Genomic DNA, 16,430 nt, shown 5'->3' with positions numbered 1-16,430 from the left:
TAAAAGATATCAGCGCCATTTGAATTCCATTTAGGCCTAACGATTATTGGTAACTTTCTCTAATTGAATGGAATTTTTCCATAAACTCATCACTGGCTAAATCATCGGTCGTCACAGGTAATCCACGGGCGACAAACACACCGAGACGTTGCTCTAGTTCAGTGCCCGCTCGCAATTCACCGGTATAAAAGGCCGCTGCACGGATAAAGTCGAGATAGGTGACATGATCGGGTAGATAAGGTAAATCAGCCCAACGCTCAACCACTTCCATCACTTCGGTAGAGAAATCCCAACTTTTTAAAACAGCACGACCCAAAGGCCCCTGCATTTTACGTACGAGTGCGCGTAATTGATCAATGCTAGTGAATAAATGGGGATGTGCCTCTGCTTCTGTCAAAACAGGTAAAGCGCCAATGTTATGCACGAGTCCAGCTAAGGTTAAGGTATCAAAATTTAACCGACTGGTTGAATGACGCTTATTGTACATCTGCAGCATGGCACAAGACGCAGCGGTTACATCGATTGAGGTACGCCACACTTCGTCCATGACTTCCCACACCATTTCATTGGTGGAAATGAACAATTGCTCCATCGCCACCGAAGTGGCAATGCTTTTAATCTGAATTAAACCAATACGAGAAACCGCACTGTTGATACTTTCAGCGGGTACGCCTCGGCTATATAGCGCGCTGTTGGCGACCTTAATAATACGCGCAGAAATCGCGGCATCTTGGCCGATCACTTCTGCCACTTGTTTAAGGCTCGCATCGGAGCGTCCAACCACTTCTTGCACCCGCATCGCCACTTCAGGCAAGGTCGGTAGTACTAAGGCATCGTCTTTTAGTTTTTTTAATAAACTGACTAACAGTAGATGTTCGGTAGACATCTTAACTCCCATCAATCTGTAAACATCAACATTGGATTGTTGGAGTATATCAGTTGGCTGTCATTAGATGCGTAGAAAAAACAGCAGACGTTAATAATTTGTATGATTGCGTTATCAATTTTGCCTTACTTATCTGTCTTGATCATCGACCTCAATCATCACTCAAGTTGAAATACTCCGCTCCAGTTGATCTAAGCCAAACTCACTATATTCGTAAAATGTGAAGTACAGCTAAAGTTAACTAAGGCAATTTGCATACCCCTACTTTCATTGTGTAAAATGCCGCCCCCGCGCACCGCGTCATTTATTAACCCATTTGAGAGTGATTATGTTTAAACCTGAGCTGCTGTCTCCAGCTGGAACCTTAAAGAACATGCGCTACGCCTTTGCCTATGGCGCAGATGCCGTGTATGCCGGTCAGCCAAGATATAGTCTAAGGGTACGTAACAATGACTTTAAAATGGAAAACCTTGCCACTGGGATTGAAGAAGCCCATGCACTCGGTAAAAAGCTGTATGTGGTGAGCAATATCGCGCCCCACAATGCCAAGCTAAAAACCTATATCAAGGACATGGAACCCGTAGTGGCGATGAAGCCTGACGCACTGATCATGTCCGATCCCGGTTTAATCATGATGGTGCGTGAAGCGTTTCCTGATCAAGTGGTGCATTTATCCGTGCAAGCGAATGCCATCAACTGGGCCTCGGTAAAGTTTTGGCAAACCCAAGGCATCAAACGCGTGATCCTGTCACGCGAATTGTCCTTAGATGAAATCGAAGAAATTCGTCAGCGCTGCCCCGATATCGAACTTGAAGTGTTTGTGCACGGCGCCCTGTGTATGGCGTATTCAGGCCGTTGTTTACTCTCGGGTTATATCAACAAACGCGATCCTAACCAAGGCACCTGCACTAATGCTTGTCGCTGGAAATACGATGTACACGAAGCGCAGCAAAATGACAGCGGTGACATCATTGCCATGCCAAATGCGGTGCAAATTGAAACGCCAACGACCTTAGGCGCAGGCGCCCCCACAGATCAAATTTACCTACTACAGGAAGCCAATCGCCCCGGCGAATACATGCCCGCCTTCGAAGATGAGCACGGCACTTATATCATGAACTCTAAAGACTTACGGGCCATTCAGCACGTTGAGCGCCTGACTAAAATGGGCATAGACTCGCTCAAAATTGAAGGCCGCACTAAGTCCTTCTATTACGTTGCCCGTACAGCACAACTGTATCGCCGCGCGATTGAAGATGCTTCATCGGGTAAAGATTTCGACCGCAGTCTAATGAATCAATTAGAAGGCCTAGCCCACCGTGGTTATACCGAAGGCTTTTTACGTCGCCATGTGCATGATGAATACCAAAATTATGACTATGGCTACTCAGTTAGTGACACCCAACAATTTGTAGGTGAACTGACGGGAAAACGTAATCTTGCAGGATTGGCCGAAATTGAAGTAAAAAACAAGTTCTCCGTTGGCGACAGTGTTGAACTGATGACGCCGCAAGGCAATATCAGTTTGACGATTGAACAACTCGAAAATCGCAAAGCTGAAGCGGTTGAAGCCGGTTTAGGTTCGGGGCACACTGTATATCTACCCGTGCCGAAAGAAGTCGATTTGAGCCACGGAATTTTGCTGCGTAACTTGCCCCAAGGTCAGGATACTCGCAACCCACATGAACTAGGTTAAGATCATGGCACTACTGATCGACGATAGCTGCATCAATTGCGACATGTGTGAACCTGAATGTCCTAATCAGGCCATCACTATGGGCGAAGAGATCTATGAAATCGATCCAGACCGTTGCACCGAATGTGTGGGTCACTACGACAAACCGACTTGCGTGTCTGTCTGCCCCATTGATTGCATCGACCCAGATCCAAACCGTGTCGAATCTAACGACGAATTGTTAGTGAAATTTGCCGTGTTAACGCAAAAAGCTTAATCACGTCACCTGACCGAGTGGCTATAATGCCTCTCGGTCAAATCTGCTCTAATACCTGCCATAACCTGCGCAAAACAACCCGCATAAAAAATCACAATAAAGATGCATTTAACAGTATGGAAAACCTTTAAATCGCTTAAATCCAAGCCTTTATTTCAGCATTAGTCAAAACACTACTTTAGACTGACTTCTTTTCAGCGGTGAATGTCAAAAAAGTAGCAGACGGAATTTATCGCTGCTTCACAGTTTATGATTCGGACTAAATGTCGCTTGATAAATCACCACTTTTACAAACTCGGTTGTTTTAATAGACTAATAGTTATTATTTTGACGCTTATTTGTACACCTCACTCTTTAGCTAAGTAAAAAGTCACCCACGGTCAAATTGTAAATCAAGTGTTACATTTCAACCCTATGAATTAGATATACCTTAAGCATCGAACTGGGCAGGTTGAAAATACCTTCTACATTGAATTATGTCTCGAAGTCCGTGGAGACATAAAAAGAAAATGGAGTTCAACATGCATAAGAAACATTTAATTGCAGTCGCGGTCGCAACTGGACTTGCTTACTTCCCTGTTAACGCTAATGAATACCAAGCGAGTATGGTAAGTGTCCCGCAATCTAAAGCCATCAAAGATACTTACATTGTTGTATTCAATACCCCAAGCGTTCTTAATCTAAGTAATAACAACACCATAGCTGAATTCGCGACGAAAAAAGCCGAGAGTTTAGTCAACCAATATGATGTCACTGTAATGAAAAACTTTGGCAATGTGCTCAATGGTGTACTCATCAAGGCCAGCGCCCAACAGATTAAAGCACTGCGTAAAGATCCAAATGTGAAATACATAGAACAAGATCAAATCATGTCAGTAACACCTATGGTTGAAGCCAATGCCAATCAACCGAGTCCGACCTGGGGCATAGACAGAATCGATCAACGAAACTTGCCATTGGATAGTAACTATCACACGGATTTCGACGGCTCTGGTGTCACCGCCTTTGTGATCGATACTGGCGTGCTTAATACTCACAATGAGTTTGGTGGTCGCGCCAGCAGTGGCTATGATTTTGTGGATAATGATTACGATGCGACTGACTGTAACGGTCACGGTACCCATGTGGCGGGGACGATTGGCGGTTCAACCTACGGTGTCGCGAAAAACGTCAATCTTGTGGGAGTCAGAGTACTCAACTGTTCAGGTTCAGGCAGTAACTCTGGCGTGATTGCAGGGATAAACTGGGTGAAAAACAATGCTTCCGGCCCCGCCGTCGCAAACATGAGTTTAGGAGGCGGCGCCTCCCAAGCAACTGATGATGCAGTCAATGCCGCAGTTGCCGCAGGGGTCACTTTCGTAGTGGCGGCGGGTAACGACAACAGTAGCGCTTGTAATTACTCACCCGCACGGGCGGTAAATGCCATCACGGTTGGTTCAACCACCAGTAACGATTCCCGCTCGAGTTTTTCTAACTTCGGGACTTGCCTTGATATTTATGCGCCAGGTTCGAGCATTACGTCCGCTTGGTATAACTCGAATTCAGCGACTAATACCATAAGTGGTACCTCAATGGCAGCCCCACATGTGGCAGGCGTTGCCGCATTATACTTAGATGAAAATCCAAATCTCTCTCCCGCACAGGTGACAAACTTACTTACGACACGCGCCACGTCAAATAAAGTTACAGACGCTAAAACAGGTTCACCCAATAAATTACTCTTTTCACTCGCAGGCGATGATGGTGGCTGTGGCAATAATTGCCCCGTCGATGAAACACCGCTGCAAAATAATGTGGGTGTCGCAATCAGTGGTGCCACAGGTTCTGCGACGTATTACTACATCGATGTCCCAGTCAATGCGGCAAGTTTAGGGATCAATCTAGCGGGTGGTTCTGGTGATGCGGATATTTATGTCAGCCAAGGACAAAAACCGACGACAACAAGCTACCAATGCCGCCCCTATCAAAATGGCAACAACGAGAGCTGTAACTTCACCACACCTATGGCGGGTCGGTGGTATGTGATGGTGCAAGGCTATAATAATTACGCCAATGCCCAACTGACAGCCAGCTATAACCTGAATGGCGGCGGAAGCTGCACCGATGCAAACTGCTTAACCAATGGCGTACCTGTCACGAATTTAAGCGGGGCAACGGCAACAGAGAAACTGTATAAGATAGTGGTTCCAGCCAATAGCCAACTCAACATTGCCACCAGTGGCGGAACTGGAGATGTAGACCTGTATGTTAAAGCAGGCACTACCCCAACGACCACCAGCTATGATTGCCGTCCCTATAAAAACGGGAACAATGAAAGCTGTTCGATTACCGTGACTCAAGCGGGAACTTACCATGTGATGTTACGCGCTTATTCGAGCTACTCGGGACTACAACTGAGTGCAAGCTACTAACTCATTGACCAAACCATACAGTAAAGTTTAAATAAAAATAAGCCCACTAAGATAACAACTTAGCGGGCTTCTTTATGGAATTAGCAGTGTGTAGTCTCACTACATAACGTTAAAAGCTTGGGGATTTGGCGAGAATAATTGTCGGTTTCGCTTCAATTTGCAGACGCTCAATCACAGCGGCAAGCTTTTCAACACTAAAACGAATTGGGGCTGGCATACTGGCAAATTCGATACTTAACAGCAGGTTTTTCACTTCGAGTCCTAATTCTGTATCACCTTGAATACTCAGCTTACGCTGGAAGAATAGCGTGTCGGGATCTTCCTTCGCCGCCGCCACTAACACTAGCTCAGCAGAGTTGGCACTGAAGGTCACCTGCGCATTGGTGAGCTCTCTGACTTGCCACTTGCCATTAAAACTGACTTCGAAGGCTAAGTTTATATCTTCCACTCGAATCGCGACCCATTTATCCGTCAAAAATCCAAGCTCATCGCCAGCAGCTTGCTCGGCAAGTAAGAGTTCAAGCAATTGGCTGATGGCTTTTGCTTTGAGGCTAAACGGCATCTTAGCAAGGGGAAAGCCGATGGCTTTTGGGGTGAACTCTAAAAGTTGCTGAGCAAATTTTGCGAAAAAAACAGCGGACATAGCGGGAACCCTACAAGAATAAAACATGATATATCCCAGTTTATCGGGATTTTATGATCTTAAACCTGTTTTAAATCAATTCATCGCCATTCAATCTTACCTACACTCAGCGGCTATCATTTTATCGGGAGCATCACTATGGAGCTGTTGTGTCCAGCAGGAAATCTGGCCTCGCTAAAGTCGGCATTACATGCCGGAGCCGACGCTGTGTATCTAGGGTTAAAAGACGACACCAACGCGCGCTCGTTTGCAGGATTAAACTTCACCCCCGCAAAATTGCAAGAAGCCACTGAGTTGACGCAAAAGCACGGCAAAAAAATCTTTTTAACCTTAAATACTTTTCCAAAGCCCGGTGAAGAGCATCGTTGGTATCAGGCTATCGATTTAGCGGCAAAACTGGGTATAAATGCATTAATTGTTGCCGATCTTTCTTTACTCGATTATGCCCATAGGCACTATCCAAACCTGCCACTGCATTTATCGGTGCAGGCCAGTGCAACCAATCTGGGTGCGCTGAGCTTTTATAAGGAAGCCTTTAACATCGCCCGAGTAGTATTGCCACGGGTGTTATCCATGAAACAAGTACGGGATCTTGCTAAAGTCAGCCCAGTGGATTTGGAAGTATTCGCCTTTGGTAGTCTGTGCATTATGGCCGAAGGGCGTTGCCAGCTGTCATCCTATGTAACAGGCCAATCGCCCAACACTGGTGGATCTTGTTCACCAGCAAAACACGTACGCTGGCAAGAAGAAGGACAGAACAGATTAACCCGGCTCAACGATGTGTTAATTGATAAATCGGCCCTCGACGAACAAATGGGTTATCCCGTGGTATGCAAAGGCCGTTACATCACAGCAGATCAAGATTCGCCGCAATATTTACTCGAATCACCAACCAGTTTGAATACCTTAAGCTTACTTCCAGAGCTAGCCAAGGCGGGCATAGTGTCGCTGAAAATCGAAGGACGTCAACGCAGCCCAGCCTATGTTGAACAAGTCACTCGAGTATGGCGTCAAGCCATAGACACCTATCTAAATAATCCAGCGCTGTACTCACAAAGCCAAAATCAACCCCATTGGGAACAAGCCCTAGCGAAAGTATCCGAGGGTCAGATCACTACGCTTGGCGCCTACGAGCGCGATTGGCAATAAAAGGTAAATAGAGAGCAAGATTGACAAAGGACACCTTATGAAGATTTCCCTAGGACCACTGTTGTATTGCTGGCAGAAACAGCAAGTCGCTGACTTTTACCAGCAAGTCGCCGGCAGTCAAATTCCCTTAGTGTATTTAGGTGAGGCGGTTTGTAGCCGCAGACGCGAACTCAAGTGGGGCGATTATCTAGAGCTGGCGCAAATGCTCAAGCAGGCGGGTAAAGAAGTCGTGCTTTCGACGCTGGCCTTAATCGAAGCGCCATCTGAATATACTGAGCTCAAACGCCAGGTCGATAACGGTGAATTTATCGTCGAAGCAAACGATATGGCGGCAGTGTATCTTGCCAAAGAGCGTAAGTTACCCTTTGTCTGCGGCGCGAGTATCAATAACTACAATCGTGCTAGTTTAGACATCTTGCAGCGGTTTGGAATGCAAAGATTTGTGATGCCAGTGGAGCTATCTAAGGCTTGGTTACAACAAGTAATTCAAGAGCAGCCATTATTTGAGGTGGAAGTGCTCGGCCACGGCTATTTACCACTCGCCCATTCGGCGCGCTGCTTTACCGCTAGACACAAACAGCTCACGAAAGATCATTGCGAAACGGTATGCCGTGAATACAGTAAAGGACTACTCGCGCAAACCCAAGAGCAGCAACCTTTACTCAGGCTCAATGGAATTCAAACCCAATCCGCTAGCTGTTTAGATTTACGCAGTGAAATAGCGGTAATGACACAAATGGGGGTCGATGTGTTTCGAGTATCACCCAGTAGTCTTGACTGCATCATTAAAGCCAATGCTTTGGTCGATACGATTCAAGCGACTAAAAATGTTCAGGATTTTTCGATGAATAGCAAACTTGGTATAACCCAGTGCAACGGTTATTGGTTTGGTGAAGCGGGCCTTGCTGTGCATGTGAATCCATAGCCTAGAGCTGAAGATAAGTCTAAATTCAAAGATAACTCAGCCAATGATTTTGGGATCTTGGCTGAAGCTTAACTGGCTAAAAAGCAGCACACTTGTCCAACACAATAAACTTCCCAGTCCAATCCATTCTAGTAGGGCTGGCCACCACAAAGTAGGACGCGGCAGTTGCAATACCATCTCCTGATAAAACGGTCTATCGCCTTCGGTCAAACCTAAATTGAGCTGTGGCGCATACAGAAACGTCAACATGCTACATAAGACTATTAACGCCAACAACCCAGTCCAACGGCCAAAGTTAGACTTGCCGAAACAGACCAAGGCTAAATAGAAGATCGAACTCAAACTCCCCAGATAGAAAAACCATTTCAGCCCAAGAACATGCAAGTGATACACGTTCACCGGAAATAATCCCACGCTCGCTAAAGCCAGAAAAGTGAGAGCCAAACTGATAAAGAAAGGGTATCCCCAGCAAGAAGTTACCTGCTGCAAAGAAGACAAACAATAGAAAACGAGGCTTAAACTGCCAAAAAACAACCCACCGTTGAGAATGACAGCGAAAGACGAATGACCATAAGTCCCTAATTCACTTAAGGTGTGATTCAAAAAATTGAAGCGATGGAATTCAGAATCATCGAACCCCAAAACAGTAATAACAATGCCAATTAAAAGCCCAAAGATCCCCAAAAAACCAAACTTAATGGCCAGTGTTGAGCCGCCTTTAATCGTAACCTTCTGTACTTTTGCGATCATGAATACTAGAGCTGGATGGGAGTAATACTAACTTACATGGAAATGAGAAGATTTAAAGCGGCGGGTATCCGCTTTATGAATAATATTTTTACTTTCATCGTTATTTGCGACTTTTTAGTCAATCACAAAAGCATCAAGATAATGGAGAAGGTCACTTTTAGAGATAAGTCGATTTAAAGGCTTATCGCATAAAAATGTGTCCTAGTGCCCAAGGCTCCTTAACATTACCGCGATATGCACAACAGGTTCTCGCCAACGCTATATAGCCAGAGTTATCTCTATTGCACTTTCAAATCGAACAGAAAACCAGCCAACATAGCGGTAGCGCTAAAGTTGCTGATGTTTTTTTGTGCAGAAATAACATCTAGATAGTTTCACACACATCAGTAAACAAGTAATTAACCAGTCGTTAACCCACCTCGAGCGATTGATGATAAGGCCTTGTTTAATAATGCTTTTGCAGTAATGCAAGCCAATATAACCACTCTTAATTTATCGACAACTAAAGTAAAATAACTATGCTGTTTTGCTGCTTATATCAAACTAACTAGCGAATCGTTTTACATAGAGAAGCTAAGCGAGTAATCTTCCCCATTCTCGTTTTTGAGTTGAATTTAAATGCACCTTAATTAGCGTCGACAGCTTGTTACGTGCGGCTATTTATTCAAATTTACCATGTACGACTCGTACTTTAAGGTGTACAACATTGGCTACTGAAAATAAAAACCGAAACATTAAGACGATACTCACCTTTATCGTCCCTTCGCTGATTGGTCTGCTGTTATTTATGACCCCTATCAGCTACAACGATGCGATCACAATTCCTATCGCTATCATATCTAAAGCACTGCAAGGCGCATTGAGCGGTGTGCTAACCCTCATAGTGACTATTATTGTTGTGACTACGGCGCTGTCCTCTTTGCTGTCAAAAGTGTTTAAGCCCACATTCGTTACGCAAAATCACTTCCTTAATGGTTTATTGAATGTCAGCCCTATGTGGTTGACGACTCGGATCTTAGGTGCAGTGTTTATCGTACTGACTTACTTAGGTTTAGGTCCAGAGATCATCAACTCCTCGAGCACTGGCGCATTAGTCTTAAACGACTTATTACCTGTGTTGTTCTCGGTATTTATCTTTGCGGGTATGTTACTGCCGCTGCTGCTGAACTTCGGCCTACTCGAGCTCTTTGGCACACTCTTAACGAAAGTCATGCGTCCCGTGTTCAATCTACCGGGCCGTAGTGCTATTGATTGTATGGCCTCATGGTTAGGTGATGGCAGTGTCGGCATTTTGCTGACCAGCAAACAATACGAAGCCCGTTTTTATACCCAGAGAGAAGCCGCAGTTATTGGTACAACCTTCTCGGCGGTATCGATTACCTTCAGCTTAGTGGTGATCTCACAAGTTAAGTTAGAGCATATGTTTGTGCCCTTTTATTTGACTGTGTGCCTCGCGGGTTTTGCCGCCGCAGTGATTGTGCCTAAGTTGCCACCATTATCGTGGAAGAAAGACAACTACATAGATGACACACCACGCATGCCAGATGATGAGCTGATCCCTGCAGGACATGGCGCCTTATCTTGGGGCTTTGATAAAGCCTTAGAAAAAGCCGCAAGTGCCGGTGGCATAAAAGCGGTCTTAAATGAAGGTATTAAAAACGTTGTCGATATGGTGTTTGGTATTATCCCTGTGGTAATGGCAATTGGTACGCTGGCACTGATTATTGCCGAGCACACGCCCATATTTAACTATTTGGGTATGCCGTTTATTCCATTACTCGAATTACTGCATATTCCAGAAGCCACTGAAGCCTCTAAAACAATCGTGGTCGGTTTTGCGGATATGTTTATTCCGTCAATCCTTGCCAGCTCAATTGAATCAGATATGACCCGCTTTGTAATTGCAGCCTTATCTGTGACTCAGTTGATCTATATGAGTGAAGTCGGTGCACTGCTTATCGGCAGTAAAATTCCCGTCAACTTCGTTGAGCTTTTCGTGGTGTTTATTCTACGCACCTTAGTGACACTACCTGTTATCGCAGGTGTAGCCCATTTATTGTTCTAACATTACGCAAGTTTGGGCCTAACGTAGGTTTTAATGTAAGTCCAACAAACGTTCTAAAAAAGGGGAGTCAGATTAACTGACTCCCCTTTTTGCACTAACTCATACACAAACTGACCGTTTTGATTATATAGCGTGACTTAATCGTACAATCTCCACTCGACACCACACAACTCACTTTTGGACACTTAAAAGCTGGATCTGATGGATGGATGAGTCATGGCATTTGCTCGGCAACACGCAGTAGTCCATCCGTGGATGTTCGACCGCCCCGTCTGATATGAAAAGATTCACAAATGCCGCGATGGCATGGACGCCAAAGAACGGCCATAGGGCGAACGGTCGTCTCGCTAATCACCATGGTTCCACCTTTCGTGCATTCGCGTAATCTGTAGATTTAAATACATACGCAACATACTTTTGGACCGATATGTGTTGGAGACTAATGTTTGGGACCAGTAATTTTAGTTGTTAGCAGTTTAGCGTTTGCTGATATCCACTCTCACAGGCTTGCCATGGCATTCGCTCGTCGACTCGCAGCCAGTCCGTCCTTGGATGCTCGACCGCCCCGTCCATGGGGCGGACGGTCGTCTCGCCAATCACCATGGCTCACCTTTTGGGCAATAGTGTAACCAGTCTGTATGAAGGAGATACCCAGCAAGCTTTGGGACAAAATCGTGTTAGATTTTTAGCTCGAATTAGTGAATTTCGGATTAACATTTCTATGTGTTTAACGCAAAGCGTTGGGGCGGCTGGAGCGCAGCGCAAGCCGTCCCAGCCACGATAGTGGCGACAACAGCGCCTTGTTATGTGCTTAACTTGGACCATAAAGCAATTCCAATAGAAACTATGGATATTGATAGCGACACGACGGATATAGTTGTTGCTAAGACAAACTTTCGTTTTTCTTGTTGAAGCCCAGCCAACACAGACGACAAAAGTGGAAAATTTACACAATGGCTTTCTTTACCAACTCGAAAAGCGAAGAAATGAACATTACTTCCATCGCTTTGTTTATAGCCGTATTTCTTCTCCATATGATAATAAAGACGACCAAAGACAATATCCCCATCAACTTTTAATTTTTTAGCTATTTCATCGCAAGAAATTGGAACATATATTTTGCTAGCTCGAATGCTTTCATCTTCTTCGTATGCAGTAAAGTCTTGATAATATTTAGAATAAATACTTTCAAGCACCTCTAAATCAGTTGGTGTTCTCATTCGAAGACTATCTCCATTTTCACATAACGTCTTAGTATTTGTGCACTACGCTATTTGCAGGGCATAAATCGCTTGTTGGACTTGGCCGCTGCCACATCCATGTCAATTGGTACAAATGATGCTATAGGCATTTGCTTTTTTGCGGTAGCGGTTTTTTATACAATTTGATGGGTAATCACTTGATATCGTTTTAGCTTTCTCATGCTTTTACGCTCACTTTCGACTGATTATTGACCTTGGTTAACAGCATTCTGACCTCACATTCAGGCTGATGTTCGTACAGCCCCCCTCACAGGCTTGCGCCTATAAGTTTGGCTACTTTTCGCTGTCAGCCATTCCGCTTCATCTTGAGGGCGTGGCTATCCTGGCTGGCTTTTGAAATATAGGACGGGCATGACTTCTAGGTTTAAAGTAACCTCATCATATTAGCTTTTCTATAGCCACGGCTTTATTCGCCCTACTTGCATTTTTAACTTTGAAACAAACTTTGGGCAATAGCTTTTTAGCTAAACGAACAGCAGAAGTGTTAATTAAGATTGGCATTGTTGCAACTGTGACCGTTGGCGGCATGGATGCCGTCGTCGAGCCCTCAGGGTCGCTTCTTGTTAAATGCAAGGGCGGCGTGTCACAGGGAAAACAATGACAATTATGCTGCAAACTGACAACAAAGTTATCTTGCTTTGGGGCAGAAGTAAGTTAAACCAACCTATCGGATCTAATTGCATCCTGATGTGAATCTTGACAGGTTCAGTCTAGGCTAATCCACCTTTTGTCATCTGCATGTCATCTAAACTTCATCATTCGGTCAAAGCCCCCCACTAAGCTCATATTCGTTAACAGCCTAATGGGGTGAATACGAGATGACAGGATTTAATTTCAGGAAACTTGAGAGGTCTACGCGGGAAGAGATAAATGACCCCAGCCTTTCCCCTCCCATCTTTAATCGCTCAACGCCAACATTAGCACCAACATCCTCAAATCAATCCAATTGTGCCGCTATTACCCCATCCGCATTAACTTCAGACCAGACGGCATCACCCCATACACCAATCATCACAGTTAACGCCCTCTGGCTATCGGATATCCATTTAGGCTGTAAAGATTGCAAGGCCGACTACCTGCTCAGTTTGCTTGAAACCGTGCATTGTCAGCACTTGTATCTGGTCGGTGACATAGTCGATTTATGGGCGTTGAAACGTAAGCTGCACTGGCCCGATAGCCACAATAAGGTGCTGCAAAAATTCATTGAACTGGCACAAAACGGCACCCAAGTGATTTATCTGCCGGGCAACCACGACGAACTGATTAAACCCTATGCCGAACTAAGCCTGTGGAATATCAAAATTGCCCGCCAACATATTCACCACGGAATCGGCGGCCATAAACTCTTGATGCTCCACGGGGATCAGTTTGATGCCGATGTGTGTGTCGGCCGTTTCTACGCCATATTGGGCGACCATTTATATGACCTATTGTTGTTCCTCAATCGCAATCTCCATAGCTTGCGGGAACGCTTAGGTTATCCCTATTGGTCACTGGCAAGTTATATCAAGTCCAAAGTGGGCAAGGCTCAAGCGGCTATTGGACATTACCGTCAAGCGGTACTCAACTATGCCCAGCACTTTGATGTTGACGGTGTGATCTGCGGTCATATCCATCAGCCCGAACTCTCGACTCACCCCAGAGCAGCCCAATATTACTCACCACTCAGTCCCCTTGAAAAGAGGCAGATCATCTACGCCAACGACGGTGACTGGGTCGAAAACTGCAGTTTAATCACAGAAACCTTAAGCGGCGAATTACAACTTTGCCGCTGGAACGAGCAAACGCTCAAGCTCGATATTCTCAACAGTATAGCGCTGGTACAACAGCCGCCTGAGACGCACAAAGACAAGCAACAAAAAACGGCAGCGCAGCAAATGCCAGACATAAACACCGGCGAAACTCGCCCAAGGGATGTTGCCTAACACTATGAATCAATTACATAACGCTATGGAATACAATGAAAAAATGCTAAACAGCAGCCTTAGCCATAACAAGCATACTGTGCCGTTTAAGGCGAATAACATGATTTTTACCGTTGATAATGTGGTTGAACAAAATCTGCCAGCGATCAATGACAAACCTTGGCTCGCTAAACCTGCCAAGGCCATGCTGCGTTACCTGCTCAATGAAAAACAGTGCAACGATATCGCCAGTCAATATACCTATTTACAGGGCGTAGACTTTGTCGAACAAATGCTGACGAGTTTTGACTTTAGTTTTACCGTGCCCGCCAACGAGATAGAAAATATTCCCTGTGAAGGCCGAGTGGTCATATTCGCGAACCATCCTATAGGTTCACTCGATGCATTAGCGCTCATCAAACTCATCAGTGAAGTTCGCCCTGATATTAAAGTCGTCGCGAATGAACTCTTGATGGCGCTGGAACCGCTGCACTCAATCCTACTGCCGGTACGCAATATGACTGGTGGCACACCGAAACAACATTTAGAAAAAATCCACCAGCACCTGCGTAACGAAGGCGCAGTGCTGATTTTCCCGTCGGGCGAAGTCTCGCGTCTGCGCCCTAACGGCGTGCGTGATACCCAATGGCACTCAGGCTTTTTAAAGATGGCGATTTCCTGCAATGCGCCCCTACTGCCAATATTTTTAGATGCCAAAAACTCTGCCACTTTCTACGGCGCATCTATGATTTACAAGCCACTTGCGACACTGCTGCTAGTGAAGGAAATGTTCAAGCAGGCTAAACGTAATATGCCGATCCGCATTGGCGAGCTCATTCCCAATGAAGCCGTACGCTCAATGGACTTTCCACTCAAGACCAAGATAAAACTGCTTAAAAATCACTTGTATCGTATCGGCAAAGATAAAGATCCACTGTTTATCACCCAGAGCGCTATCGCCCACCCCGAATCGCGCCGTGAACTGCAAGCGGCACTGCAACAATGTGAACTTCTAGGGGAAACGCAAGATAACAAGTTGATTTATCTCTACCAACACCACGACAGTAATCCCATCATGCGGGAAATTGGCCGCCTGAGGGAAATCGCCTTTCGCGCCGTAGGCGAAGGTTCGGGCAAGCGCCGCGATATCGATAAATACGATTCCTACTACCAACACTTAGTGTTGTGGGATAAAGAGCAGTTTGAAATTATCGGCGCCTATCGTTTTGCCAGTGGTGAGCAAGTCTTAGCAAAATATGGCGACAACGCACTCTACAGCCAATCCCTATTCCAATACGCCGACAGCTTTATGCCCTTTGTGAAGCAAGGGTTAGAACTCGGTCGCAGTTTTGTGCAGCCTAAATATTGGGGTAAACGCAGTTTAGATTATCTGTGGTTTGGCATTGGAGCTTATCTCGCCAAGCATCCTGAATATCGTTATCTATTTGGCCCTGTGTCCATCAGTAATCAACTGCCTGGAAGTGCTAGGGAAATGCTAGTGCACTTCTATGCGCGGGAATTTGCACCTGCGCAGCAGATGGCAGTTTCCATGTCACCCTTTGGCTTATCTAAATCCCAAAAAGCTAAGTTAGATGACTTGTATTTCTCCGAGGATTATCAGAGTAACTTTAAGCAACTCAAACAAGTGCTCGCGAGTATGGGGGCGGCCGTACCTACGCTCTACAAACAATATGGTGAACTGTGTAAAGCGGATGGGGTTAAGTTTCTCGCCTTTGGTATTGACGCCGACTTTGGCGATTGTATCGATGGCTTAGTACTGGTGGACACCCACAAACTGAAAGGCAAAAAGTATCAACGCTACATAGGCGCACACTTGCCCGAATCGGAGCGGATGCAAATCACAGCAGATGATGAGCCAGAGATCCAAGATCTTTGAGTTAAAACTTTGTAATGGGTGTTGGCTAAACTTGCACCACTCTGTTATAAGTAACTGTAATGCAGCGCATTAACAGAGCGCATCTTAGGATGCGCAAGCTTAACAGGGGATCATCATGCCGATCATTATCGCCGATATTATGAGTACCCGAGTCGTCACGGTTGAAATGGACGATCGATTAACTGTGGCGAAGGAAATCTTCGACCAAGCGAGCTTTCATCACTTGTTGGTCGTCGATGAGTACCAACTTGAAGGCGTGTTATCGGAGCGGGATCTATTGCGTGCGATTAGCCCGAACTTGGGCAGTAGCGCCGAAACCGCAAGAGACTTAGAAACCCTACAAAAACGTGTGCATCAAGTGATGACGCGTAATCCGGTTACCGTCGCACCTCACATCAATTTAGATACGGCGACCCGCATGTTATTAGATAACAATATAGGCTGCTTACCCGTGTTAGAGGACGGTAAATTGGTTGGGATTGTTACTTGGAAAGACTTATTACGTGCCTATTGTGAGTACAGGGCACAAAATCAAAGCGAGTGCTAATCCTAAGACTGCACTCGCTTCTGTTCTCAATAACTCAGT

Annotated in this window: 14 protein-coding genes; 10 read left to right on the top strand and 4 right to left on the bottom strand. The window is 45.4% G+C overall.

Translation table 11 applies throughout. The annotated features are described in order from the left end of the window. Window positions 1-43: 43 nt before the first annotated feature. Window positions 44-886: an HDOD domain-containing protein gene (locus tag HUB64_RS17900; RefSeq protein ID WP_028761421.1), complete on the bottom strand. Its 843-nt coding sequence runs from the start codon at window positions 884-886 to the stop codon at window positions 44-46. A gap of 328 nt (window positions 887-1,214) precedes the next feature. Between HUB64_RS17900 and yegQ the strand changes: the two genes are divergently transcribed. From yegQ to HUB64_RS17885, 3 genes are all read left to right on the top strand, one after another. Continuing rightward, on the top strand, window positions 1,215-2,582 hold the full coding sequence (gene yegQ, locus HUB64_RS17895) for a tRNA 5-hydroxyuridine modification protein YegQ (protein WP_105251727.1): 1,368 nt from the start codon (window positions 1,215-1,217) through the stop codon (window positions 2,580-2,582). A gap of 4 nt (window positions 2,583-2,586) precedes the next feature. After that, entirely contained in the window at window positions 2,587-2,838 is a 252-nt protein-coding gene (locus tag HUB64_RS17890) for a YfhL family 4Fe-4S dicluster ferredoxin (RefSeq protein ID WP_006082676.1), read from the top strand. Window positions 2,839-3,359: 521 nt separating this feature from the next. Then, window positions 3,360-5,249 carry a S8 family peptidase gene (locus HUB64_RS17885; RefSeq protein WP_173497520.1) on the top strand — a complete coding sequence of 630 codons (1,890 nt, stop codon included), beginning with the start codon at window positions 3,360-3,362 and terminating at the stop codon, window positions 5,247-5,249. A 109-nt stretch (window positions 5,250-5,358) separates the two neighbouring features. Here the strand turns inward: HUB64_RS17885 and HUB64_RS17880 are convergent, their stop codons facing one another. Further along, window positions 5,359-5,892, bottom strand: coding sequence for an SCP2 domain-containing protein (locus HUB64_RS17880; protein WP_173497519.1), 534 nt, complete (start codon window positions 5,890-5,892; stop codon window positions 5,359-5,361). A 138-nt stretch (window positions 5,893-6,030) separates the two neighbouring features. Between HUB64_RS17880 and HUB64_RS17875 the strand changes: the two genes are divergently transcribed. Then, on the top strand, window positions 6,031-7,041 hold the full coding sequence (locus tag HUB64_RS17875) for a peptidase U32 family protein (RefSeq protein WP_173497518.1): 1,011 nt from the start codon (window positions 6,031-6,033) through the stop codon (window positions 7,039-7,041). A 37-nt stretch (window positions 7,042-7,078) separates the two neighbouring features. Further along, window positions 7,079-7,966, top strand: coding sequence for a U32 family peptidase (locus HUB64_RS17870; RefSeq protein ID WP_173497517.1), 888 nt, complete (start codon window positions 7,079-7,081; stop codon window positions 7,964-7,966). A gap of 36 nt (window positions 7,967-8,002) precedes the next feature. Here HUB64_RS17870 and HUB64_RS17865 read toward each other — a convergent pair whose 3' ends face one another. After that, a complete protein-coding gene (locus tag HUB64_RS17865) occupies window positions 8,003-8,716 on the bottom strand; it encodes a hypothetical protein (protein ID WP_173497516.1) in 714 nt (237 codons plus the stop codon). A gap of 706 nt (window positions 8,717-9,422) precedes the next feature. Between HUB64_RS17865 and HUB64_RS17860 the strand changes: the two genes are divergently transcribed. After that, window positions 9,423-10,781, top strand: a complete 1,359-nt coding sequence (locus HUB64_RS17860; RefSeq protein WP_173497515.1) for a YjiH family protein — start codon at window positions 9,423-9,425, stop codon at window positions 10,779-10,781. Between the two features lie 483 nt (window positions 10,782-11,264). Beyond that, window positions 11,265-11,405: a hypothetical protein gene (locus tag HUB64_RS23085; RefSeq protein WP_217363105.1), complete on the top strand. Its 141-nt coding sequence runs from the start codon at window positions 11,265-11,267 to the stop codon at window positions 11,403-11,405. Between the two features lie 179 nt (window positions 11,406-11,584). Here the strand turns inward: HUB64_RS23085 and HUB64_RS17855 are convergent, their stop codons facing one another. Next, window positions 11,585-12,001, bottom strand: coding sequence for a hypothetical protein (locus tag HUB64_RS17855; protein ID WP_173497514.1), 417 nt, complete (start codon window positions 11,999-12,001; stop codon window positions 11,585-11,587). An 860-nt stretch (window positions 12,002-12,861) separates the two neighbouring features. Here HUB64_RS17855 and HUB64_RS17850 point away from each other — a divergent pair. From HUB64_RS17850 to HUB64_RS17840, 3 genes are all read left to right on the top strand, one after another. Continuing rightward, window positions 12,862-13,968: a UDP-2,3-diacylglucosamine diphosphatase gene (locus HUB64_RS17850; protein WP_173497513.1), complete on the top strand. Its 1,107-nt coding sequence runs from the start codon at window positions 12,862-12,864 to the stop codon at window positions 13,966-13,968. Further along, on the top strand, window positions 13,958-15,844 hold the full coding sequence (locus tag HUB64_RS17845; protein ID WP_173497512.1) for a lysophospholipid acyltransferase family protein: 1,887 nt from the start codon (window positions 13,958-13,960) through the stop codon (window positions 15,842-15,844). Before HUB64_RS17850 ends, HUB64_RS17845 begins: the two co-directional genes overlap by 11 nt. A gap of 115 nt (window positions 15,845-15,959) precedes the next feature. Beyond that, the gene (locus tag HUB64_RS17840; protein WP_113939315.1) at window positions 15,960-16,391 is read left to right on the top strand and encodes a CBS domain-containing protein; all 432 of its coding nucleotides are present in this window, start codon (window positions 15,960-15,962) and stop codon (window positions 16,389-16,391) included. Window positions 16,392-16,430: the final 39 nt, after the last annotated feature.

Origin of the sequence: Shewanella sp. ISTPL2, from assembly GCF_013283205.1 — a bacterium.
GTDB classification, from domain to species: Bacteria; Pseudomonadota; Gammaproteobacteria; order Enterobacterales; family Shewanellaceae; genus Shewanella; species Shewanella oncorhynchi.
This window is presented reverse-complemented; position numbering and strand designations above follow the sequence as displayed.

Excerpts from the sequence above, each read along its gene's own strand:
- HUB64_RS17855 (WP_173497514.1), bottom strand. The coding sequence starts at position 12,001 with ATGAGAACACCAACTGATTTAGAGGTGCTTGAAAGTATTTATTCTAAA.
- HUB64_RS17885 (WP_173497520.1), top strand. The coding sequence starts at position 3,360 with ATGCATAAGAAACATTTAATTGCAGTCGCGGTCGCAACTGGACTTGCT.
- HUB64_RS17890 (WP_006082676.1), top strand. The coding sequence starts at position 2,587 with ATGGCACTACTGATCGACGATAGCTGCATCAATTGCGACATGTGTGAA.
- HUB64_RS17865 (WP_173497516.1), bottom strand. The coding sequence starts at position 8,716 with ATGATCGCAAAAGTACAGAAGGTTACGATTAAAGGCGGCTCAACACTG.
- HUB64_RS17900 (WP_028761421.1), bottom strand. The coding sequence starts at position 886 with ATGTCTACCGAACATCTACTGTTAGTCAGTTTATTAAAAAAACTAAAA.
- HUB64_RS17850 (WP_173497513.1), top strand. The coding sequence starts at position 12,862 with ATGACAGGATTTAATTTCAGGAAACTTGAGAGGTCTACGCGGGAAGAG.
- HUB64_RS17845 (WP_173497512.1), top strand. The coding sequence starts at position 13,958 with ATGTTGCCTAACACTATGAATCAATTACATAACGCTATGGAATACAAT.
- HUB64_RS17840 (WP_113939315.1), top strand. The coding sequence starts at position 15,960 with ATGCCGATCATTATCGCCGATATTATGAGTACCCGAGTCGTCACGGTT.
- yegQ (WP_105251727.1), top strand. The coding sequence starts at position 1,215 with ATGTTTAAACCTGAGCTGCTGTCTCCAGCTGGAACCTTAAAGAACATG.
- HUB64_RS17880 (WP_173497519.1), bottom strand. The coding sequence starts at position 5,892 with ATGTCCGCTGTTTTTTTCGCAAAATTTGCTCAGCAACTTTTAGAGTTC.
- HUB64_RS17875 (WP_173497518.1), top strand. The coding sequence starts at position 6,031 with ATGGAGCTGTTGTGTCCAGCAGGAAATCTGGCCTCGCTAAAGTCGGCA.
- HUB64_RS17870 (WP_173497517.1), top strand. The coding sequence starts at position 7,079 with ATGAAGATTTCCCTAGGACCACTGTTGTATTGCTGGCAGAAACAGCAA.